Annotated in this window: 18 protein-coding genes; 11 read left to right on the top strand and 7 right to left on the bottom strand. The window is 47.0% G+C overall.

The window, feature by feature from the left end:
- Window positions 1-13: 13 nt before the first annotated feature.
- Window positions 14-2,929 (top strand): bifunctional [glutamate--ammonia ligase]-adenylyl-L-tyrosine phosphorylase/[glutamate--ammonia-ligase] adenylyltransferase, encoded by a 2,916-nt coding sequence (gene glnE / locus ACXAC1_RS11235; protein WP_475061543.1) that lies wholly within the window; start codon window positions 14-16, stop codon window positions 2,927-2,929.
- An 80-nt stretch (window positions 2,930-3,009) separates the two neighbouring features.
- Here glnE and ACXAC1_RS11240 read toward each other — a convergent pair whose 3' ends face one another.
- Window positions 3,010-4,941 (bottom strand): TonB-dependent receptor domain-containing protein, encoded by a 1,932-nt coding sequence (locus tag ACXAC1_RS11240; protein WP_475061544.1) that lies wholly within the window; start codon window positions 4,939-4,941, stop codon window positions 3,010-3,012.
- 146 nt (window positions 4,942-5,087) lie between these two features.
- On the opposite strand from ACXAC1_RS11240, the gene ACXAC1_RS11245 reads away from it, so the two are divergent.
- Window positions 5,088-5,987 (top strand): LysR family transcriptional regulator, encoded by a 900-nt coding sequence (locus tag ACXAC1_RS11245; protein WP_475061545.1) that lies wholly within the window; start codon window positions 5,088-5,090, stop codon window positions 5,985-5,987.
- 34 nt (window positions 5,988-6,021) lie between these two features.
- On the opposite strand, the gene ACXAC1_RS11250 is transcribed toward ACXAC1_RS11245, so the two are convergent.
- Genes ACXAC1_RS11250 through ACXAC1_RS11265 form a run of 4 tightly spaced genes read right to left on the bottom strand, consistent with a single transcriptional unit; the run spans window position 6,022 to window position 9,923 of the window.
- Window positions 6,022-6,879: an ABC transporter ATP-binding protein gene (locus tag ACXAC1_RS11250; protein WP_475061546.1), complete on the bottom strand. Its 858-nt coding sequence runs from the start codon at window positions 6,877-6,879 to the stop codon at window positions 6,022-6,024.
- Window positions 6,876-7,946 carry a FecCD family ABC transporter permease gene (locus ACXAC1_RS11255; protein ID WP_475061547.1) on the bottom strand — a complete coding sequence of 357 codons (1,071 nt, stop codon included), beginning with the start codon at window positions 7,944-7,946 and terminating at the stop codon, window positions 6,876-6,878. Before ACXAC1_RS11255 ends, ACXAC1_RS11250 begins: the two co-directional genes overlap by 4 nt.
- A 10-nt stretch (window positions 7,947-7,956) precedes the next feature.
- Entirely contained in the window at window positions 7,957-8,988 is a 1,032-nt protein-coding gene (locus tag ACXAC1_RS11260; protein WP_475061548.1) for a FecCD family ABC transporter permease, read from the bottom strand.
- 2 nt (window positions 8,989-8,990) lie between these two features.
- A complete protein-coding gene (locus ACXAC1_RS11265) occupies window positions 8,991-9,923 on the bottom strand; it encodes an ABC transporter substrate-binding protein (protein WP_475061549.1) in 933 nt (310 codons plus the stop codon).
- Between the two features lie 263 nt (window positions 9,924-10,186).
- Here ACXAC1_RS11265 and ACXAC1_RS11270 point away from each other — a divergent pair, with 263 nt between their 5' ends.
- Entirely contained in the window at window positions 10,187-10,381 is a 195-nt protein-coding gene (locus ACXAC1_RS11270) for a hypothetical protein (RefSeq protein WP_133563575.1), read from the top strand.
- Between the two features lie 55 nt (window positions 10,382-10,436).
- Here the strand turns inward: ACXAC1_RS11270 and epmB are convergent, their stop codons facing one another.
- Window positions 10,437-11,459 carry an EF-P beta-lysylation protein EpmB gene (gene epmB / locus ACXAC1_RS11275; RefSeq protein ID WP_475061550.1) on the bottom strand — a complete coding sequence of 341 codons (1,023 nt, stop codon included), beginning with the start codon at window positions 11,457-11,459 and terminating at the stop codon, window positions 10,437-10,439.
- Window positions 11,460-11,624: 165 nt separating this feature from the next.
- On the opposite strand from epmB, the gene efp reads away from it, so the two are divergent.
- From efp to ACXAC1_RS11300, 5 genes are all read left to right on the top strand, one after another.
- A complete protein-coding gene (efp, locus tag ACXAC1_RS11280) occupies window positions 11,625-12,200 on the top strand; it encodes an elongation factor P (protein WP_475061551.1) in 576 nt (191 codons plus the stop codon).
- A gap of 100 nt (window positions 12,201-12,300) precedes the next feature.
- Window positions 12,301-13,275 (top strand): EF-P lysine aminoacylase EpmA, encoded by a 975-nt coding sequence (gene epmA, locus ACXAC1_RS11285; protein WP_475061552.1) that lies wholly within the window; start codon window positions 12,301-12,303, stop codon window positions 13,273-13,275.
- 32 nt (window positions 13,276-13,307) lie between these two features.
- The gene (locus ACXAC1_RS11290) at window positions 13,308-15,581 is read left to right on the top strand and encodes an ATP-binding protein (RefSeq protein WP_475061553.1); all 2,274 of its coding nucleotides are present in this window, start codon (window positions 13,308-13,310) and stop codon (window positions 15,579-15,581) included.
- Window positions 15,582-15,599: 18 nt separating this feature from the next.
- A complete protein-coding gene (locus ACXAC1_RS11295; protein WP_475061554.1) occupies window positions 15,600-16,958 on the top strand; it encodes a sigma-54-dependent transcriptional regulator in 1,359 nt (452 codons plus the stop codon).
- Window positions 16,959-17,055: 97 nt separating this feature from the next.
- Entirely contained in the window at window positions 17,056-17,808 is a 753-nt protein-coding gene (locus tag ACXAC1_RS11300; protein WP_475061555.1) for a sulfite exporter TauE/SafE family protein, read from the top strand.
- On the opposite strand, the gene ACXAC1_RS11305 is transcribed toward ACXAC1_RS11300, so the two are convergent.
- Window positions 17,783-18,694: a LysR substrate-binding domain-containing protein gene (locus tag ACXAC1_RS11305; RefSeq protein WP_475061556.1), complete on the bottom strand. Its 912-nt coding sequence runs from the start codon at window positions 18,692-18,694 to the stop codon at window positions 17,783-17,785. The genes ACXAC1_RS11300 and ACXAC1_RS11305 overlap by 26 nt on opposite strands.
- Before the next feature lie 120 nt (window positions 18,695-18,814).
- Between ACXAC1_RS11305 and ACXAC1_RS11310 the strand changes: the two genes are divergently transcribed.
- From ACXAC1_RS11310 to ACXAC1_RS11320, 3 genes are read left to right on the top strand one after another with little or no spacing between them, the layout of a single operon-like run.
- Window positions 18,815-19,870, top strand: coding sequence for a 4-oxalomesaconate tautomerase (locus ACXAC1_RS11310; protein WP_475061557.1), 1,056 nt, complete (start codon window positions 18,815-18,817; stop codon window positions 19,868-19,870).
- A 34-nt stretch (window positions 19,871-19,904) separates the two neighbouring features.
- The gene (locus tag ACXAC1_RS11315) at window positions 19,905-20,975 is read left to right on the top strand and encodes a Bug family tripartite tricarboxylate transporter substrate binding protein (RefSeq protein ID WP_475061558.1); all 1,071 of its coding nucleotides are present in this window, start codon (window positions 19,905-19,907) and stop codon (window positions 20,973-20,975) included.
- A 33-nt stretch (window positions 20,976-21,008) separates the two neighbouring features.
- Entirely contained in the window at window positions 21,009-22,958 is a 1,950-nt protein-coding gene (locus ACXAC1_RS11320; protein WP_475061559.1) for a tripartite tricarboxylate transporter permease, read from the top strand.
- Window positions 22,959-22,981: the final 23 nt, after the last annotated feature.

Genomic DNA, 22,981 nt, shown 5'->3' on the forward strand with positions numbered 1-22,981 from the left:
TAAGGATATCCACTTGACCTTGATTCCACTTTCGCAGCTTCAGACGTTATGCACAGCGCAACAACGAGAGATAAAACAGCAAGCTCTGACCGATGCCATCGCAAGACGAGTCGGCTTAGAGATCGATGCGCAGACACTAGAACGTGCAGAACGCATCTGGCTATTGAGTGAGTACGTTCATAAACAACTAACGCGTTTCCCCAATTGGCTAGAAACGTTGTTTGAATCAATGGAATCAGTGGTGGAGCCATCCATTGACCAGTTTTACTCTGGAGAGAAGCATTGGGGTAAACATGCCTCAGAAACGGTTGCGCAACCGGACTGGGATGAGGCTACCCTGATGCAGCAACTGCGTCGTTATCGCCATTGGTGGATGACGCGTTTAATTGCAGCAGATATCGAGCAAACCATTTCCCTTGAAACCCTAACGGCCCACCTAAGTCGCTTGGCGGATGTTGCCGTCAACGCCAGCCAACAATGGTCCATGCAGAATTATCAGGCATTGTATGGCAAAGCCCTCGATCAGCAAGGTCAAGTTCAAAAGCTGATCGTGATTGGTATGGGTAAGTTAGGAGGTTTTGAGTTAAACCTCTCATCAGACATCGATCTGGTGTTTGCGTTTCGTGAGCATGGTGAGACACAAGGAGGCAAAAAGTCACTGTCTCACCAAGAGTATTTCACAAAGATCGGGCAAAAGCTGATTCAGCATTTAGATCAAGTGAATGCGGAAGGTTTCGTATTTCGTGTGGATATGCGCTTAAGACCGTTTGGTCAGTCTGGTGCTTTGGTCATGAGTATGGATTCACTGGAGAACTACTACCAAGACCAAGGTCGTGATTGGGAGCGTTACGCCATGATCAAGGCTCGGGTCATGGCGGGAGACCCCATTGATGTGGAAGAGTTTGAAGCGCTTCGCCGTCCATTTGTGTATCGGAAATATTTGGATTTTGGTGCCATTGGTGCGCTGCGCGACCTCAAGTCGATGATCGCCAAAGAAGTGAGAAGGAAAGGGATTGAGCACAATATCAAGTTGGGGGAAGGGGGCATTCGTGAGGTTGAGTTTATTGTTCAAGCCTTACAAATTCTTCACGGGGGCCGTGACCAGCGTTTGCAAAATCCTGCTTTATTTCATGTCTTACCGGCTTTAGGGAAAGACGATTACCTAGACGCGAAACAAGTGGAGGATTTGCTTGCTGCCTATCGTTACCTGCGACGTGTTGAACATGCTTTACAAGGTGCCGCAGATGAGCAAACCCAGTTATTGCCTGAGGACGAAACAGAGCGAGCGAGGTTAGCGTATCATGTGGGCGAAGTGAGTTGGGACGTGCTTCTAGAAACCCTATGGCAACATCGCAAGGCGGTGCATCAATACTTTCAAGCATTGATTGATGATGGTGAAGAAAACTCTTGTGACCAGCAGGCGCAAGAAGCCTGGCGAGTGATTCTAAAGCAGCCTCAAGAGCAAAGTTTGATCGAAGAGGCGATGGAAAGCATTCAGTGGCAAGATCATACAGCATCGGCCCAACAACTGGGGCAATTCCTCAACTCGCGTGCGGTTGCCTACATGCAACCCATTGGACAAGAGCGCTTGGCGGTATTCCTAGCAGTTTTGATGATCTGTCTAGAAGACGAACCACATCCTGATACGGTATTGCAACGCATCATTCCCATCATGGAAGCGGTGACGCGACGCACTTCTTACCTAGTGCTTTTGTCTGAAAACCAGAGTGCCATTGTGCACTTGATTGGTTTGTGTCGGGCGAGCGTTTGGTTCTCTGAAATGATCTCTAACTCGCCTGCATTGCTAGATGAGCTGTTAGACGCCAATACGCTCTTTTCGCCACCTTCTAAAGAAGCGATGCAGCTTGAGCTAAGGCAAACCCTGATGCGTTTACCAGAAGACGATGAAGAGGCTCATATGGATGCCATGCGTCGCTTTAAGCGCTCAATTATCATGCGTGTCGCGGCTTGCGATATAACTGGTATCTTGCCTCTAATGAAAGTGAGTGATCACTTGACTTGGTTGGCTGAGGTGCTATTAGAACAAGTGCTACAGCAGTCATGGCATTATCTCACCCAGCGCCATGGTTTCCCTACAAGAGATGACAGTGATGTCACTCGTCCAGAGATGGTCATAGTAGGCTATGGCAAATCTGGCGGGATAGAGCTGGGCTATGATTCAGATTTGGATCTGGTCTTTATCCATAACGCTCAACTTAATCGTGCCACCAACGGTGAACGCAGCATTGATAACTTGGTGTTTTATACACGCTTAGGTCAGCGCATCATCCACCTTCTGACGAGCTTTACGGCGGCAGGCCGACTCTATGAAGTGGACATGCGCTTGCGCCCTTCAGGTAACTCGGGCTTGCTGGTGACTAGCTTTGAATCCTTCAAAGACTATCAAGAGAAAGAAGCGTGGGTATGGGAACATCAGGCGTTATGCAGAGCGCGAGCCTTAGCCGGGGAAGCGCAGCTGATGGCGCAGTTTGAACATACTCGAGCAGACATCATCGGTCGTGAGCGCGATCGAGAAAGCTTGAAACAAGAAGTGCTTAAGATGCGTGAAAAAATGCGTGCGCACTTGGACACCAGTGGTATTGAAAAAGGCTTCGACCTGAAACAAGGAGCTGGCGGCATTATAGACATTGAGTTTATGGTGCAATACATGGTGTTGGCATGGTCACATCGCTACCCAGATCTAATGACCTACTCGGACAATATTCGTCAACTAGAGGCTGCCGAGGCACACGATTTACTCTCGACTGAAAACGTTGCGAAGATGAAAGAAGCGTATACCTTTTATCGAGCCGCCGCTCATCGTCAGACGTTACAAAAACAAGGCCGATTGGTGCCAGTGGACACTCTGGAAGAAAACCAAGCGGTGATCGCTCAATATTGGAAAGCGTTTGCCGAGCAAGCTTGTTAGCAAAAAATCCCCTCTGAAAGACTCAGAGGGGATATGGATAAACCTAAAAATCGCGAGGTTAAGGGGCCTCTTGAATAGGCTTAGAAAGCGACTTTGACTTTCGCCTGGTAGCGACGGCCATCTAGGATTTTACCGTAGGTATCGTAGTCAATTTCTTTATCAAGCAAGTTGTAAATGCCTGCGTAGAAAGTAACATCTTTCGTCGCTTTGTAAGTGAAGCCTGTATCAACCAGCGTATATTCTGGGTAGGCTGCCGCCATACTGGTGCGAGATAAACCTTCAGTGGTCTCACCAACATAATTCACTTCACCCCAAACATTCAGGGCCTCGGTCGCATCCCATGAAAGGTTGGTGTGAATACGGTGCTTTGGAATACGATTCAGCGGCTGTCCAGCGAAGTCGCCCGACTTCTGCTCTGAGTCAGTGAAAGTGTAACCAACATCCCAATCCAATGTAGCGGTTAGAGGCATTGCATAAGAGGCTTCTACACCTTGGGTAACAACTTTATCTACGTTGTAACGAGAGCTGATAAACGAGTAGCTTTCACCATCATAGGTACAGCTAGCATCACCTGCGCTGGTATCACAGTCACGGCTTTCTGTGATCTTATCTTTGAATTCCGTATAGAAAGCGGTCAATTCCGCTTTAGTACCCTGATGGTTAGTCCAAGCAATACCTACTTCATAGTTAATGCTTTTCTCTGCTTCCAAGTCAGAGTTGCCTAAAATAATGGCGCTACCACGACCTGTTGTTTGTGCCCAGCCGTCTGTTGCTTGACGAAGATCAGGCGAGCGGTAGCCTGCGCTGATACCACCTTTTAGGGTGATGTTATCGGTTGTTTGCCAAACACCGTAAACACGTGGCGTCACTGCACTGCCGTAGTTTTCGTCTTCGTTGTAACGCAGGCCTGCTGTTAGAGAGAAAGTATCTGTTAAGTAGAATTCGTCTTCAGCAAAGACTGCTGCTTGCCAACGCTCAAGCTCGTTTAAGCCGTTGTCAGCGTTGTTGCTGTCATCACTTAGTGTTTGGTTCTCAAATTGTCCACCTACGGTCAATGTATGTTGGTCAAAGAATAAGTGGCTCTGATGGTTCAAAACCAGTGACTCGTATTGCATATCACGGGCTTTGTTGTCGTTATTTTCATAGCTGATGTAGCTATTGTGTTGGCTGTTTTCTTTGTTTAAATCGCTACTGATAGAGAAGTGATCGCGTTGGTACTCAGCTTCGCTATCTGAGGTTGCACTTAAACCAGCCGTGCGATCTCGGTTCTGTGACTCTGTACCTGCTTCGAACTTTAAGGTTTGCTCGTCATTGACCTTCCAAGACAATTTGCTTGTTAGGTTTTGCATGCTTTGTTCAGCATAACCATTAGTGATGCTGTCTTCTTCGCGCTCATTAATTTGACCAAACACTTCTAATCCAAGCGTATTGCCCACCAGAGGGCCTGATGCGTAGAAATCTGTTTGCATGCTATTGCCAGATGCATTGTCTTCTTGAATAACGGTGCCAAGGCTCAATTGTCCGTGCCACTCAGGTTGCACATCTTTAGTGATAATGTTGATCACACCGCCTAGCGCATCTGAGCCATACAAAGAAGACATAGGGCCACGAATGACCTCGATACGCTCAATCGCTGATAGTGGTGGTATCCAACCTTGCTCAATACCAGGGCCGTCAGAGTTAGGGCGTGTTTCACGGCTCGTTTGACGTTTACCATCCACTAGAATCATGGTGTATTTACCACCAAGACCACGCATGGTGATGTCAGAGGTTGAGCCGCCACCAGAAACGTATACACCTGGAACCGCTGCGAGAGCGTCAGTTACATCGCGGTAGGCTTTTTTCTCAATCTCTGCTGCGCTGATAACAGTAATGGAAGCCGCAGCATCCTGTGTATTTTGCTCATAGCCAGAAGCGCTGACGACTAACTCATCAAGGTTGAACGTCTCGGCATGGGCAGAATGGGCCATGGCCACACTAACAGCCACCAAAGAAATCGAGAAACTACGCATGAGCTTTAATCCTTAAAACAAGTACAAAAAATGCAAAATTTAATAGTAATCTTTATCATTTGTATTCTGTATTATTTGTGTAAACTTGTCCTGCGATGAAGCGTTGCGTATTTTACAACGGCGGAATCATTCAAAAGAGGGCTATCGTGTACGATCTCAATGATTTAAAAAGTTTTGTATCTGTGGTTGAAACGGGAAACTTAAGTTTAAGTGCTAAAGAGTTAGGCGTTTCCAAGTCGACTCTCAGTCGGCGTATTTCTCATCTTGAAGAAGTTATGCGTCAACCTCTCATGCGTCGCCAAGCCAATAAGATGTTTGCCAACGATGCAGGGAAGGCTTTTTTGCCCTATGCCAAGTCCATTTTGGATACCGTTTTGCGTGCTCATCGGACGGTAGATGAGTTGAAAGAAACAGTAACAGGGCGGCTGACGGTCGGTTTGTTCTCTGGTTTGAGTCGATCTTGGGCGACGCGGGAGCTGTTTCAGTTTCTCGATGACTTTCCTGAAGTGCAAATAGATGTCTACACAGTGACGGATTTTCAAGATATCCGTGAGCAAACGGATGTTGCGCTGTACATGGGCGAGCTTCGTGGCGGAACATTCAAGTCGGAGCTGCTAGGAGAGCTCGGCTGCGGTGTTTATGCCCACAAACGCTATCTTGATCAACATGGCCCGATTGATGCTATTGAAGAGCTTGAAGAGCATGATTGGGTCAATTTACATAACTTCTTTGGTAATGATCAAATGTCTGCTCTCTTTCATCCAGAGCATGGCTATAGAGAAATTCGCATGCCGCGTTCGCGTCTGACATCGGATTTGATGGGATTTCATATGGACTCCATCCTCCATTGCAGAGGGATTGGCCTTTTACCTGAGGATATGGTCGCTAGAAGAGAGGAGTTCCACCCAGGTGAATTGATCCGAGTCCTTCCTGAGTGGCAGGCTCCAAAACTTCCCTTGTATCTTCTATACGCTTTCGGGCATTTGCCGAAAAGAAACCAGGTTTTGCTGAAGCGTTTGAAGAATGCGTACTCTAACTCAAAGTGAGTACGCACCTATTGTGACGTGGTTGCCCAGTTAACTAGAGGGCTAGCTCAGTCTGCTTATTGTCGGTTGGGGCGGCAGCTTCGCTGGCCCCTGAGTGATTTGCTCGACGGACATTTACCAGAATCGGTGCGCCTGTGTGCGGGTCTGCCAACAGGTCACAATGAACTCCGTACAAACTTTCCAAAATCTCTGGCGTGATGACCTGCTTAGGTGAGCCTTGGGCAACAATTTCCCCCCCTTTCATCGCGATCAAATGATCGGCATAACGAGCGGCCATCGCTAGATCATGAACGACCATGATGATGGTTTTGCCCGCTGCCGCAAGCTCCCTAATGAGGTCGAATACTTCTATTTGATGCCCTAAGTCTAAGGCGGAAGTGGGTTCGTCGAGAAGCAAAAGAGGTGTTTCTTGAGCAATGGACATGGCGATCCAAGCACGTTGGCGCTGTCCACCAGAAAGCGTATCCAGTAAGCGGTCCCCTAAAGATTCCAGATTTGCGGCTTGTAGGGCAAATTCGATGGCGGTTCGATCATCCATCCCCCACTGTTTGAACAGAGACTGATGGGGGTGACGACCAAAACGAATCAGCTCTCGTACCGTAATGCCATCAGGGGCTGACGTCTCTTGCGGTAACAGCGCTAACTTCTTCGCCACTTGCTTAGCCGGCATGGAATGAATGTCCTTTCCATTTAGCAGAATGTGCCCTGAGGACGGCAGATGAACACGTGATAAGCCGTTTAGCAGCGTTGATTTGCCGCAGCCATTGGGGCCGACGATGGCGGTGACTTTCCCTGCTGGAAACGTGACATCCAGCCCATCGATGATGATGTGGTCATCATGTTTAAGAGTGATCGATTGAGTGCCTAAAGGCGCTTGAGTGGATGAACTCATAGAGTGCTCCGTTTAGGTTTACGAATTAATATCCAAAGTAAGTAAGGCCCGCCAACCACTGCAGTGACCACTCCGACAGGAATTTCGATGGGGCTCAAAAGTGTTCGTCCCGCGAAATCTGCCAATACCATGACAATTGCCCCACAAAGGGCGCTAGATACCAGCGGTAAGCCTCGATGCTTAGCAAAGGTTCTTGCCATTTCGGGACCAACTAAAGCGACGAGCCCAACAGGGCCAGCTAGGGCGACGGCAAAGCCAGTTAGCACCACAGAAATCGCGACTGCAGAAAAACGCAGGCGGTTGGGCGTGCGACCAAGAGCGGTCATCACAGAATCGGAAAAGGCCATTAATTGGAAACGCTGACATAAAAAAATGCTCACGAACGTTCCCACTAAAGTGATCCAGCCCATCCGAGGAATCTGTTCTTCAGGACGTGCAGACAAGCTTCCCACTGTCCATGGATAAGCCTCGTTAGCTGTATCAATATGAACTTGTGAGAGCAGTAGTTGCGACACAGCAGCGGACACTGAGCCAATGGCCAAGCCTGCAACAATAAAGCGATAACCTCGGGTGCCACTACCACCACCAATAATAAACGCCAGCGCGGTCGCAGATGCCGCCCCAGTCAGAGCCATGGCAGATGGAGCAAGGCCAATACCGACACCAACTACTGATGCGACAGCAAACGCCATGGCCGCATTATCGATGCCGATGATCCCCGGTGTGGCTAATCGATTACGTGCCACCGTTTGCATCAAGCAACCGGCAATACTAAACGCAGCCCCCGTGTAAATACCGGCTAATAATCGATTAAGACGTAATTCATTGACCACGAATTGCGTCATGGTATCGCCTTGCCCAATCAGTGCTAGCACCACTTCTTTAGGTGATAAGCTTAAGGTGCCAACGCCCAAACTGAGAATGCCAATCAAGAGTAAGGCTATGCTTAACAGTATATTTCGTCGAATCGCCTGACGGTCTAGCAGAAGACTAATGTGCTTTGAACAAACCAACCAGTAACCTGACGGAGGCGTTAGTTGAGCAGATGAAGAGTGAGATAAGGACACAATACAACTCCTAAGCCAACGTCGGCAAACGTTTAGCTCGAACGATCAACATTAACACTGGTGCGCCTACCATGGCGGTTAATACGCCCAAAGGCATTTCCGCAGGTTGAGCAATCATACGTGTAAGAATATCCGCGCCGATAATCATCAGTGGTCCAATGGGTAAGCACATAATCATAGTACGGCGAATGTCTGGACCAACCAACGCTCGGGCTGCGAAGGGCACCACGAGGCCAACAAACATAATTGGACCCGCAATAGCCGTTGCTGAACCCGCAAACAGAGCCACCGCTAGCATCACTAAATAACGAATGGTGCGCGGGTTATGACCAAGACCTAAGGCTACTTTTTCGCCTAACGCCATGGAGGCCAGGGGCTTTGATACATACAGAGTAATAGCGGCTGCGATGGCAAAGTAAGGTAATACAGTGACTAGGTTGCTTAAATGGCGTCCTGCCACGCTACCTGTGACCCAAAAACGTATCTCATCAGCTGCTCGTTGGTCGTACATTAACAAAATGGAAGTCAGTGCGGTCAACAAAGAGGTGAGCGCGGCACCCGCTAAGACGAGTCGTACAGGGTCTTTAAATTGTCCCTGAAGACGTGCAGCCATCATCACGAAGAAGCACCCAGCGAGAGCGCCCAATTGCGCAACGCCCATGGCTAGTGTCGCTGCGCTAGCGCCGAGAATCAATGCTGCGGCCACGGCAAACGATGCCCCAGCACTGACTCCTAGCAAGCCTGGCTCTGCCAAAGGGTTACGAGCTACCGCCTGCATCAGAGCACCAGAAATGCCTAAGGCAATGCCAACCACCAAACCAACTAAGGTTCTGGGTAGGCGCAGCTCCATGATGACAAAGTGCGCTTCCTCATTACCTTGTCCCCAAAGGGTGGACCACGATTCCGCTATATCAACAGTTCCGGCTCCGATCAGTAAGGATAACAGGGCACAGCCGATGGTGAGGACGCTAACGAGACAAAAATAAACGACTAAAGGGCGCTGCGAGGGCGCCCTTTGCCAAAACGATGTTGCGAAGTGCATGACTACTGATTGTCCACCAGACGTTCGATGTCATCCAACACAACATGTGCCGCCAATGGGCCTGAAGTACTGCTCCACACTTGACCGTCTACCGTTGCAACGTGATCTTTTTGAACCACATTAAGTCGTGAGAAAGCAGGTGAATCTTTGGCAGCATCCAGAGCGGCTTTACCGTCTTTATTCAATGTCGCAAGGAACAACCAGTCGTGGTCAATGGCACTGATGTTTTCCAAACTTAGAATGCTTGAATGTGGGCGACCTGCTTTGATCAAACCACCATCCTCAGCTGTAAACCCTGTTTCGGCTAATAACGTACCTGCAAATAAGTTTTTTGACATGGCCATTGGGCCTTGTGGCATCCAGCGAGCCACGTATGCCGTACGCTGATCAGCTGGGATCGTTTGCTCTACTTTCTGTTTGATCGAAGCGGCACGTTCTTCAACGGCGGTAATGGCTTTGTTTACATCGGCTTCACGGCTCACCGCTTTACCGAATAGGCGAGCCTCAGCTTTCCAATTGAATGGCGTTGAGTAATCGCTGCCAATTGGCACAATGGTTGGCGCGATTTTGGAAAGCATATTGTATTGTTCTTGAGACAAAGATGGTGAAGCTAGAATCACATCGGGGCGTTCGCTGATCACCGCCTCAAGGTTAGTCTCACGCGCGGTTCCAACAATGTCGATATCAGGCTGACGTTCAGCAAGGTAACGCGATACCGTATCACTGCCACGGGTCGCGACCGAACCTACCACTTTGAAGTTGATGGCAGACATGACATCCAAAGCACCTTCGTGCAGTGTGACCACATTTTGCACATCGTCTTTTACAGTTACTTTGCCGTACTTGGTATCTAAAGTAACGTCAGCCAGCGCGACATTTGACATAACAAACATTGCAGAAGTGGTGCTTAGCAAAATGTTGCGAGTAAGTGACATGAGATCTCCTTAAGCTAACCTATATCTGTGTCACTAATGATAATGTTTCTTATTTTTCTTTCATATGCCAATTTTCAGAATTTACTCAGTATTTTATGTGATAGGGTGTTGCATAAAATGCAACGAACTTACTGGGAATTTTGAAACTTTTACTCAAGTATTTGAGGATAGGGTCGATAAGGTTTGTAATGGATTGTAAAGCGGTGTTGCCGCTTTCTGAATGACTGTACTAAAGTAGGGATACTTAACTAAGAGGTCTGACTATGAACAGTGTCACAAATGTCAGTACGGCGTATGCAATGGAAATGATGGGTGTTGCGATGGCAAAGACTCAGCAGGAAGAGCAAGGACGTCAGTCGTTGCAACTGCTTGAGAGTGCGGCATCGTCTACTCAACAGATCCAGTCGAGCGCACCTGCTTCAGGAAACCTTGGTCAAAACATCAATATCAAAGTATAACGGTATATAGATGTGACAAAGCCGCTAGTACATTCGTGCCAGCGGCTTTTTGCGTTTACGCGTCTGGTGCAAATCTGGGTGCTAATACGGTTTTGGCAGGTTCCCCTGGGATTTCTTTTGCTAAACGAGGCATTAGGTAACCAGGTAAGTACTTGGCTACTTGGCCCATTAAGCTTTGTGCTTCGGCAATGGAAATATCGAAATGAGCACCGCCTTCGATGGGGTCAAAGGTGAACATGTAATAGGGTAAAATCCCTGCATCAAACAGTTTTTCGCTGAGCTCCACTTGAGCTACGACGCTGTCATTTACACTTCGTAACAATACACCTTGATTTAGAACGGTTACGCCGTGAGCTTTTAGTTTGGCGACTTTTTCAGCAATGGTGGCATCGATTTCATTCGCATGATTGCTGTGCAGCACTAATACAATGTCTAAGCGACTGGCTTTCACCCAGCTTAATAGTTCTTCGTTAATGCGGCTTGGAATCACGATCGGCAGGCGAGAGTGAATACGCAGTCGCTTTAGTTGTGGCAGCGCATTTAGGCGCAAAATATGTTTGCTCAGTTGGCTGTCTTTGAGCATTAAGGGATCGCCACCGCTTAAGATCACTTCGTTCACTTGAGGATGTTGTTGAATGTATTCAATGATCGAGTCCCATTCCTTCTGCGCGAGTTGGTTGTCCCCGTAAGGAAAGTGTCGGCGGAAACAGTAACGGCAATTCACTGCGCAAGAGCCTGTGGTAATGACCAGCACTCGGCGCTCATATTTATGAACGATGGCTTTTTGGGGGTTATGCTCGCCTTCGGCAAGGGGGTCTTTGTTGTACCCAGAGACTGGGAGCATTTCAATGTCATCGGCTAACACTTGCTTTAACAGTGGGTCATCTGGGTTGCCGTATTCCATGCGCGCCACAAATGGTCGTGGTACCAACATCCGAAAAGAGGCCATCGCTTGCTCTGCTTGTGGAAGGCTTGTGCTGGATAGCCCCAACAATGGCATTAGCTCTGCGGGAGATTTTATTGCTTGTGCTAGCTCGGTGGACCAATGGGTCTCTGTGGCATTTTGAATTGGGATCACGTCAAATATCTGCAAAATTAAGTTAAATTGGGTTATTATGGCGGCCAATCTTTGGCCGATTGGCCTTCGCTCTTGTGAGTCTCGCTTAATTATTCCGCGATGGACTCCAATGAACATCCCGTTCGTTCAGAGCTTTTTATCTACATCATGATATTGTGAGGATTTATGGCGAGTTATTCTACCAGCGATTTGCGCAGCGGTAACAAAGTAATGGTTGATGGTGATCCTTGTGCCGTTCTAGACAACGAGCACGTGAAACCAGGTAAAGGTCAAGCGTTCAACCGTATCAAACTGCGTAACTTAAAGTCAGGTCGTGTTTGGGAGCGTACCTTCAAATCTGGTGAATCTCTAGAAGCAGCAGATGTAATGGATACGGATATGGAGTATCTATACACTGATGGCGAATTCTACCATTTCATGGCCACTGACGGTTCTTTCGAACAGCACGGTGCTGATGCAAACGCTGTAGGCGACGCGGTTAAATGGTTGAAAGAGCAAGAAACTTACGTGATCACGCTGTACAACGGCGCACCACTTGCGGTTACACCACCAAACTTCATTGAACTTGAAGTCACTGAAACAGATCCTGGTGTGAAAGGCGATACGGCAAACGGCGGTTCTAAGCCTGCAACACTTTCTACTGGCGCTATAGTACGCGTACCACTGTTCATCAACATCGGTGAAGTGCTACGTGTTGATACCCGTACTGGTGAGTACGTATCACGCGCAACAGGTAAATAATTACCTTTTTAAAAAAGCCCCCAGCCGCAAGGTGTGGGGGCTTTTTTTTGTAGGAAACTTGCGCTTAAAAAGTTGTTTTTGAAAGTTAAAGAAGATCATTATGTATTCAAAAGACGTTTGGCAGCCAACTGCAGAGATAAGCGCGTTGAAATTTCGCGCTGAAATGTTTCATAAAATCCGTGCGTTCTTTTACGAGCGTGATGTGTTGGAAGTGGATACTCCGTGTTTATCGCTTGGCAGCATCAGTGATCCGCATATTGAAGTGCTGACCAGTCAAACTCGAACGTTGGGTAAAGATGTGACTTATTACCTACAAACGTCTCCTGAATACGCCATGAAGCGCCTGCTAGCGGCGGGTGCACCGAGTATTTACCAATTGGGGAAAGTGTTTCGTGCGGAAGAAATTGGCCGTCGTCATGGCATCGAGTTCACCATGCTGGAATGGTATCGATTAGGCTTTGATCATTGGCAATTGATGGCGGAGATGGATGATTTGTTATCGACTCTAATGGGACAAACCATTGAATCTGAACGTTTAAGCTACGCAGAAGCCTTTGAGCGTCACGTCGGCTTGAACCCTTTTACGACAAGCCTTGAAGTGCTACAACAAGCCTGTAATCGGCATACGGAATACGGTTTGGATGAAACGGATCGAGACACGCTTTTAGAACTCCTCTTTGCTACTTTAGTTGAACCCAACATTGGCCAAGAAGTTCCGTGTTTTATATATGCCTATCCTGCGTCTCAAGCGGCGTTGGCTAAGCAACAGCCAGATGAAGAGGGCAATGCTACGGCGGCGCGTTTCGAGTGGTATTGGCGCGGTATGGAATTGGCAAACGGTTACTTTGAACTCACGGATGCGGTTGAGCAGCGGCAGCGAATGCGCTCTGAAATGGCAGAGCGTGCTGAGCATGGCCAAGTATGGCGACAAGCGGATGAGCGTTTGATCAGTGCGTTAGAGCAAGGCTTGCCAGAGTGTGCAGGCGTGGCGCTGGGTGTCGATCGTCTGCTAATGTTATTACAAAAAAAAGCGCATATTAATGCAGTGATGCCGTTTGCTGGGGCGCACGCGTAACGGGACTCATCCCCTATCTTTAAGAGATGGCTATGGTAAGTTTGTCTGCAAAATTTCGTAATATGAGTTGGCCAAAGCAATATTTGGAGAACCCAAAACGCTTTGCCTGGTTATATGCGGCGGTCTTTATCATTTGTCTGCTGACACTGTGGCGCGGTGGTGATGCCTTAAAGCAGCAACAGATCCAAGATCTTTCGATAGACACAACGGAACAACTGGTTCAGCTCACAAGTGTCATAGAAAGTGCCATTGCCAAGTATCAACATATGCCAACCTTGTTGGCGTCTAATGACCGAGTGCGTAAGGCATTGCGTGATGGTCTGCCATCCGATATCAATCAGCTAAACCGCGAGCTGGAACAAATCAACCGTATTACCGAAGCGTCTGACAGTTATATTATTGATGTAACTGGCAATACCATCGCAGCGTCCAACTATCGTTTAAGTACTTCGTTTGTCGGGGGCAACTTCTCGTTTCGGCCTTATTTTAAAGACGCCATCAAAGGCAAACCGGGACGTTATTACGCTTTAGGTACGACGTCCAATCGTCGCGGTTATTATTTTTCTTACCCTGTCTTTGAAGGTGACAGCGTTATTGGTGTGGCTGTTGTTAAAGTTGATTTAACCCAATTTGAAAAGCGCTTTAGCAATCAGGCCTATGACTTTTTGATGTTAGATCCTGACGGTGTTGTGTTCAGCTCTTCACGATCTGAATGGCTATACAAAGTCATGGGGCAGTTATCTTATGAGGAGTTGACTCGTATTGCCGAGTCACAGCGGTACTTTGATCAAGCCATCGAAACCCTGCCGATTGTTAGCAAAAAGGCGTTTGAGGGCGGTGGTGAGGTCATCGAAATGCTGGATGAAGTCCAAGACAACTTAGGCAATGAGCTCGTTGAGCGGCATCGCTATTTAGTCATGAATCGTCCGATCAAGCTGCTCAATTTTCAAGTCGCGGTATTTGTACCATTAAAGGCGATTGAAGAACAAATTGCTCTATGGCGCGCTATATTTGCTGGTGGCATTACCATCACCATGCTGGTGTTTGGTTTAGCCCATTTACGGTCACGCATGTTGCAAGAGCGATCCGATGCCATCGAAATGGCGCGCCACAATCAAGCCTATATTCGAGAAGTCATTCAGCATACCCAAGCGGGTCTGGTGACATTGGATGGCGCGTTTCGAATCGAAGCGTTAAACCCCGCGGTAGAAAAGCTTGTAGCGACGCCTTTGTCGGACTTGATTGGCCAACCCCTATCTGCGTTATTTCAAGTGGCCGAGAACGATCTGTTGCGCTGGACCAACGCCTTGCAATCGGATTTTGAGAATGCCAAAGACAGTTTAACCACTGTACAAGGTACGCTCTCAGTAAAAGGCGAGTCCCCAGGTATTGCGGTAGAGGCGACGATCTGTGAGTTACAACTCCCCCAGCGACGCAGTCACCTTGTGACGTTCCACGATATGACAGAACGTAAACGTTATGAGCAAGAAATTACCAGAGCTCGACATGCTTTGGAGTTACGAGTCAAAGAACGGACATCCGAGTTAGAGCAAGCTAACCAATTGTTGCGACATGAAATCGGCGAGCACAAAGCCACTCAACAAGAGCTGATCCAAACCGCTAAGCTGGCGGTACTTGGACAGATGAGTGCTGGACTGAATCACGAACTTAATCAGCCTCTAACCGCGATTCGCTCGTTCGCTGATAATGGCTTGAAGTTTCTTGAACGGGAGCGCTACGAACAGGCAAAAGGCAATCTGCAACAGATCAGTCAATTGGGACACCACATGGGCGATATCATTGCTCGTTTTAAAGTGTTTGCGCGCAAAGGTAATGTGATGCATACGCCAATTGATGTTCAGACCGCCATCAATGGAGCCTTAAAGATTATGCAGCCTCGCTTAAAAGAAGTCGGTATTGAAAGCCATGTGCCGAGCAATGTTCAAGTGGCTGTGTTGGCGGATATGGTCTTTTTAGAGCAGGTCTTGGTGAATTTATTGGCTAATGCGGTGGATGCCATTTTAGAAGCTTCTGGGCGAGAGAAACGGGTGTCCATTGAAGTGAATTGTGAGCAGGATGTGGTGCGCATTTATGTTAGGGATTCTGGTACAGGGTTATCCGAAGAGTCTTTAGATCGTTTATTCGAACCATTCTATACGTCGAAAGAGAGTGGTTTAGGGCTAGGGTTAGGGTTGTCCATTTCCCAGCGTATCATGGACTCTATGAATGGTAGTTTATCAGCGCGAAATCACCCTGAAGGAGGGGCTGAGTTTTGTGTTACCCTTAACACCTTCCAACCCGATTAGTGCTAAGGAATAACCGCAATGTCAGAGTTAGATCGCGTGATTGTCATCGATGATGAGCAATCGGTTCGTATGGCGATTTCTCAAACGCTTGAGCTAGAAGATTTCGATGTGATGGCATTTGCGAGTGCGCAAGGTGTTGCGGATGAAATAGCGATCGACTGGCCCGGTGTGATTGTGAGTGATATCAATTTGCCCGGCATGAGTGGCTTGGAGCTATTCGAACAGGTCAAGAAAATCGACCCTGAAATCCCCTTTATTCTTATAACAGGCCATGGGGACATCAGTATGGCAGTGACCGCCATTCGCGATGGTGCTTATGACTTTATTGAGAAGCCCTTCTCAAACGATGACTTCATTGAAGTGGTGCGACGTGCCAGTGAGAAACGTCGTTTGACTCTAGAAAACCGTAATCTGCGTTTAGAACTTGCTGCGCAAAATGCACCAGGACCGCGAATTATTGGTAACACGCCAGGAATCCATCGATTACGTCAAGCGCTTCTGCATGTAGCGGATACGGGGGCGGATATCCTAGTTCAAGGGGAAACCGGTACTGGTAAAGAAATGGTGGCGCGTTTTATTCATGAACACAGCTCGCGACGTGGTAAGCCTTTTGTGGCCATCAACTGTGGTGCGGTGCCTGATTCTATTATGGAGTCTGAGCTATTTGGCCATGAAAAGGGCGCGTTTACCGATGCGAAAACCCAACGTATCGGTAAGATCGAGCACTCGAATGGGGGCACATTGTTTCTGGATGAAATAGAAAGTATGCCCATGTCGATGCAGATTCGACTCTTGCGGGTGCTGGAGGAACGTAAGGTTGAGCGCTTAGGTTCTAACAAAGGCGTTGATCTTGATTTGCGTATTTTAGCGGCGACTAAAGTTGACTTAAAAGATCTCAGCGAAACGGGTACATTTCGAGAAGATTTGTATTACCGCCTTAATGTTGTGCGTGTCGATATCCCGCCTTTACGAGATCGGAAAGACGATATTCCTCTGTTATGGCAGCACTTTTGTCTGGTGGCGACTGCCCAGTACAAGCGTGAGTCTGAGGAGCTTTCGGCGGAGCGTATGCATAGCTTAATGAGCTATGATTGGCCGGGTAATGTACGAGAGCTACGCAACCTTGCAGAGCGCTATGTTCTAATGGGTGAAGCGGGTTCCTTTGAATTCGATCAGATCATTACTAATGAAACCAACCCTGGTTTTATGACCTTGCCAGAACAGATGGAGCGCTTTGAGAAGACCTTATTAGAGCAAGAGTTAAAGCGTCAAAAGGGCTCGATCAAGAACACCATGGACGCTCTTGGGCTGCCGCGTAAAACCCTGTACGACAAAATGCGCAAGTACGATTTGGATAAGGACCTTTATAAGTCGTAATTGATTTTTTGCGTAATACCATTCAAATCGCTTTCTTAGCGCTCTGTTATTCTGTGGACGTGATAGCATCTCACGCTTCGTGATGGGAGATGTTTGAGTGACCGAGTTATTTCTAAATGGGCTATCGCCTTTTGTCTTTTGGTTGTTGATACTGACGGCTGGTTTTACATCATTGTTTACCGCAAGTTTTGGTGCGGGTGGTGGCGTGATGCTGCTGGGAGTGATGGCGCAAGTGCTCCCGCCTCAACTGATTATCCCGCTTCATGGGGTGGCACAACTCGGTTCTAATGCGGGTCGTGCCGCAATGAGTTGGCGACACATTGATTGGCGCTTGATCGGTTTATTTTTACCCGGTGCCATAGTGGGCGCTTTGCTTGGGCAGTTAGTACTAGAAGCATTAGATCCCTCTGTCATGTACTTATCCATTGCGTTGTTTATCCTGTTCTTATGCTGGGGGCCTAAGCTCCCCAGGCTGGTCTTAGGTAAGTTCGGAACGCTAATGGCGGGTGCGATGACTACCTTTCTGACGCTGTTTGTTGGCGCTACAGGCCCCTTGGTGGCCGCGTTTATCAAACAAGTGTTCGTCGACCGCTTCCGCACCGTTGCTACCTTTGCGACGGCCATGTCGCTTCAGCATGTATTAAAAATCGCTGTATTTGAACAAGCGGGCTTTCCTATTGGCTCATGGATGCCATTGCTACTGTGCATGGTGGTCAGTGGGGCGATTGGTACATGGTTTGGCTTAAAAGTACTCAAACGGGTGTCGGATAAGCACTTTAGTCGTATTTTTAATGTTATTTTGACGATTTTAGCTGTACGTTTGATTATTCAAGCTTTTCAGTCTTGGTAGACCATTGATCCAATAAAATTTGGATAAATAAGTCTGCTGAAGGCGAAACTGGAGTAGAGGTACGGCGGATTAAGCCAATGGAACGATCTATTTGCTCGCCAGCCAGAGGTCGATATGTTAACGCACTGTTGGTGCCCAGAGGCATGGATAGGCGTGGGACGATTGATAGTCCAAGTCCTGTCTCAACCAGCCCTAATGAAGTCGATAAGTGCTGAACTTCGTAAAAGCTATTGAGATTTACTTGATCTCTAGCGATAGATTTATCCAGTAACAAACGGTTACCACTGGTTCGACTTACGCTGATTAATTTATACTTTTCTAAGTCTTTCCAAGTGATTTCTGCTAATGCAGCTAAAGGGTGATCTTGACGCATACATACGACAAAAGGATCGTCGATTAGGGGAGTAAAGCTTACTTCTGAATGCTGTGCGATTGCCATATTTATGCCAAAATCAGCGTCTCCCTGAATGACTGATTCCAGTCCCTGATTTGCGCTTTCATCTAGAATCCTAATCCGAATACCTGGGTACTTATCGTTGAAGGCCTTTATGACCGAGGGCAAAAAGTAAAAGGCGGCAGTAGGTATGCAGGCAATCGTAATGGAGCCTTTCTGTTGGCTAGCCATATCTTTGATGCCCAAAACGGACAATTCAAACTCTTCTAACATACGTCGAGCTTTAGGCAGGAATTCTCGACCGACACTGGTCAATTTTGTCTTTCTTGTAGTTCTCTCAAAAAGGTTTGCACCTAAGGCGAGCTCTAGTTTTTGCATACGTCGGCTAAGTGCTGGCTGGGATAAAAATGTTGCTTCGGCGGCTTCATGAAAGTTCCCTGTTTCGGCGATTTTGATGAAGATAACCAAGTCTTTAAATTCAATTTGATGCATGAGAAGGTAGACTCTTATTAATGCGTTTCTTGCATTGATTATGCTCTATATTTGCATTTGATGCATCTTATGCGACGTGTAATTCTTAGCGTCACAAGAATAATTGCTGGAATTTCTGTGATGGCTGAACAAACAATCCCTTGTATGTTGATGCGAGGCGGCACCTCAAAAGGTCCATATCTTCGTTTGACAGATATGCCTGATGACCGTGATCAATTGGCTGAATTGTTGATGAAAATTATGGGCGCTGGCCATGAGCTTCAAATTGATGGTTTAGGTGGTGGTAACAGTTTAACAAGTAAAGTTGCATTGGTTGGCCCTTCCCGAAGCCAAGACGCAGATGTTGAATACCTGTTTGCCCAGGTTGGTACCACTAAAAAGAGCGTCGATTTCTCGCCTAATTGCGGCAACATGCTGGCAGGTGTGGCTCCTTTTGCCATTGAGTCGGGGCTTGTCTATGCCCAAGATGGTAAAACAACAGTCAGAATTAAAAACCTAAATACAAATAAAGTTATTCACTCAACAGTACATACGCCGGGTAAGCGAGTTCAGTACCAAGGCGATGTCACCATCAGCGGCACAAACTCAGCGGGTTCTCCAATTGAACTAACCTTCCTAGATGTGGCTGGCGCAAAGACTGGTAAACTCTTTCCTACGGGTAATGTAAAAGATGTGATCGATGGCGTCTCCGTAACGTGTATTGATGCGGCAACCCCTGTAATGATTATTCATGCGGATAGTCTTGGTAAAACAGGCCATGAAACCCCAAGTGAACTAGACGCTGATGAAATTTTTATGCAGCGTCTAGAGGAACTACGTCGCAAGGCAGGTTTGTTAATGGGAATGGGAGATGTATCCAATATGGTCATCCCAAAACCCATTTTAGTATCCGTACCTAAAGAAGAAGGCATTATTTGTGCCCGCTACTTTGTTCCTGATCGCTGCCATAAAGCCTTAGCCGTGACGGGCAGTATCGCAATTGTTAACGCTTTGTGTATTCAGGGAACTGTAGCTCAAGAAGTGGTCAATTGTGCATTAGGAACTAGCGAATTTAAATTAGAGCATCCTACAGGGTACATAGATTTAACAGCGAACTGGCTGGATGGGCAAGTTCAATCTGTTTCATTGGTTCGCACAGCGAAGCCAATATTTTCCGGTCTAGTCTATATCAATTAGGCTAATTCAATATAAAAATAAAAGGTATTCAATTATGAAAAAGCTAAAACACTTTGCACTGAGTGCTATTGCTGCGCTTACTGTTACAACAGCGGTTGCGGATAATGCTGTACCGGACACTGTTGATTTTACTATCCCATTTGGAGTTGGTGGCGGTACCGACGTTTGGGCCCGTTTTATGGCGCCGAACTTGACTGCTCATATTGATGGTAATCCAACGATCGTCATCAAAAACCAACCTGGTGGTGGCTCAATCACAGGTACAAACTTGTTTTACAAGCGTGCCAAAGATGACGGCTCTAATATTATCGGAACGTCAGCGTCCACATTGTTCCCTTACATGTTAGGGGACAAGCGTGTTCGCTTTAAATTAGATGAGTGGACGCCTATTCTAGCGAGCCCAACTGGCGGTGTGGTCTATGTTCAGCCAGATCTAGGCATTGAGAGTAGTGCAGAAGTTTCAGAATTATTGGATCAAGAGCTAAAATTTGCTTCACAGGGACCTACTCAACTTGAGTTGCCAATTCTCATTGCTCTGGATCTTCTTGGTGCAGATGTTAAGCCTGTTTTTGGTATGAAAAGCCGTGGCGCTGGACGCCTAGCGTTTGAACGCGGTGAAGCAACCATTGATTTTCAAACCTCTTCTGCTTATATGCGCTCAGTTCAGAGCCTAGTGGATGCAGACAAGGCTGTACCTATGTTTTCAGTGGGTGTGATGAACGCTGAAGGCAATATTGTGCGTGACCCTGCATTTCCAGATATCCCAACTTTCGAAGAAGCGTATGAAACGGTTCATGGTAAAAAGCCAAGTGGTATGCAGTACGATGTGTATCGTAAATTCTTAGCAGCAGGCTTTGCTTTCCAAAAGGTGATTTTTGTACCTTCTGATGCGCCAAGTGATGTAATTGCTTCATACAACGATGCTGTTCGAAAAATGATTGCTGATGAAAACTTCCAAAAAGAAGCGGCAGTTCAGATTGGGCCATACCAAAACGCTGTTGGTTTAGATATCGCTCAATACCTAAGTGAGGCCGTGAATATTTCTCCAGAAATGTACACTTGGATCAAAGATTGGTTGAAATCAGAATTCAACTATAAGCTGTAATTTGGTCAGTCGTTAGTATTTGTTGGAGTTATTATGTCTGTATTACTCAGTGCTCTAGATCAGGTGATGTCAGTCATGCATCTTTCTTACCTGATGCTTGGTGTAGTCATTGGCCTTGTGGTGGGAATTATTCCAGGACTAGGCGGTATTGCAGGGATGTCTTTACTGCTGCCGTTCATCTACGGTATGGACCCATCTGTTGGTTTAGGGATGCTGATGGGACTCGTGGCTGTTGTGCCGACCGGCGACACATTTACGTCTGTATTAATGGGTATTCCGGGATCGAGTTCTTCTCAGGCGACGGTAATGGATGGTTTTCCATTAGCAAAAAAAGGACAGGCAGCGCGCGCGCTGTCTGCCGCTTTTTTGTCTTCTATGATCGGTGGTGTCGTTGGAGCCATCATCTTAAGTCTGTTTATTTTAGTGGCACGACCAGTCGTGTTGGCGTTCTCTTCTGCTGAGCTTTTTATGCTTACCTTGTTGGGCTTAAGTGTAGTGGCTTCGCTTTCTGGAGGGAGTGTATTTAAAGGTTTAGCAGCATGTGGTATGGGGCTTTTAGTCGGTACCATCGGTGGTGCACCTGCAACAGGAGATTTTCGTTTCACATTTGATGTAGATTACCTTTACGATGGTATTCCGCTGATTATTGTGGGCTTGGGGATTTTTGCTTTACCTGAAATTATTTCCTTATTGATCAGAAATAAAGCCATTGCCTCGGAAGGTAACCAGCTAGGGCATGGTTTAGGTCAAGGGTTAAAAGATGTGCTTAAGAACCTGCCATTAGTTGGGCGTTCTTCTGTTTTTGGTAGTCTTGTCGGCGCAATTCCTGGTTTAGGTGGTTCTGTGGTCGATTGGATGACTTACAGTTTTGCCATGGGTGCGAGTAAAGATAAAAGTCAGTTTGGTAAAGGTGAAATCAAAGGCGTCATTGCTCCAGAGTCCGCAAATAATGCGTGTTCGTGCGGCAGTATGGTGCCAACTATTTTGTTCGGTGTTCCTGGGTCTGGCGCAGCAGCGGTCTTTTTAGGTGGCATGCTGTTACTTGGGATCCAGCCTGGCGTTACCATGGTGACGACACACCTTGATCTGACTTACACCATTATTTGGTCTCTTGCGCTAGCAAATATTCTAGGCGCAGCGTTATGTATTTTCTTAACTCGTCCTATATCTTTGCTAACGTACATTAAGTTTTCGGTTTTAGCGCCGGTTATCCTTACGCTGATTCTGTTTGCTGCGTATCAAGCGACGAGAAGTTTGGGGGACTTTGTTGCACTTGGTGGTATTGCACTGATTGGTGTGATGATGAAAAGTGCGAACTGGCCGCGACCTGCTTTCTTGATTGGTTTCGTATTGTCTGCTGGTGCGGAGAACTATTTCTTCCAAAGCATTCAGTTTTACGGTGATAGCTGGTTTACACGTCCAGGTGTACTTATTATCGCTGCTTTAATTGCATGTGGTTTATTGTTGCCGCCACTTTTCCGTAAGTGGGTTGCTAAGAAGCGTCAGTCAGATAAGAATTTAGAGGAAGCTCCTTCGACTAATTTTTCTGCAGACATTTGGATTGCAGGTTTCTTCTTAGTCGTTGCTGTCGTATTTGGCTATAAGGTTTTTGATGAGCAGTTGCTGACAAAAGCGTTCCCACTGATTGCAATTACGATTCTTGGGGCCTCTTCTGTCATGGTGATTGCTCAGCATATCAAAAATCGTGGTTTAGTTGAGACGTCTGAAATACGCCAAGGCATCATCTATGTTTTAGGCTTTTTCATCATGTCTTTCTTGTATTTTGAAGTAGGCTTCCTCGTAACGACATTCTTATTCACTTTGCTGTTCATATACTTCTTTGCTAAGGGAGGCATATTGAAATCGTCTGCTATTGCATTTGGTTTATTGGTGTTCCTATTGGTGATGGGAAGAGTGATGAGTGTGGACTATCCAGAAGGCTTGCTTGATGGTTATGTATTAACGATTGCTAACATGATTTAACAAGTCTTTTTCTACCCCCAGAC

This window comes from Marinomonas sp. AWM4_232, from assembly GCF_056158325.1.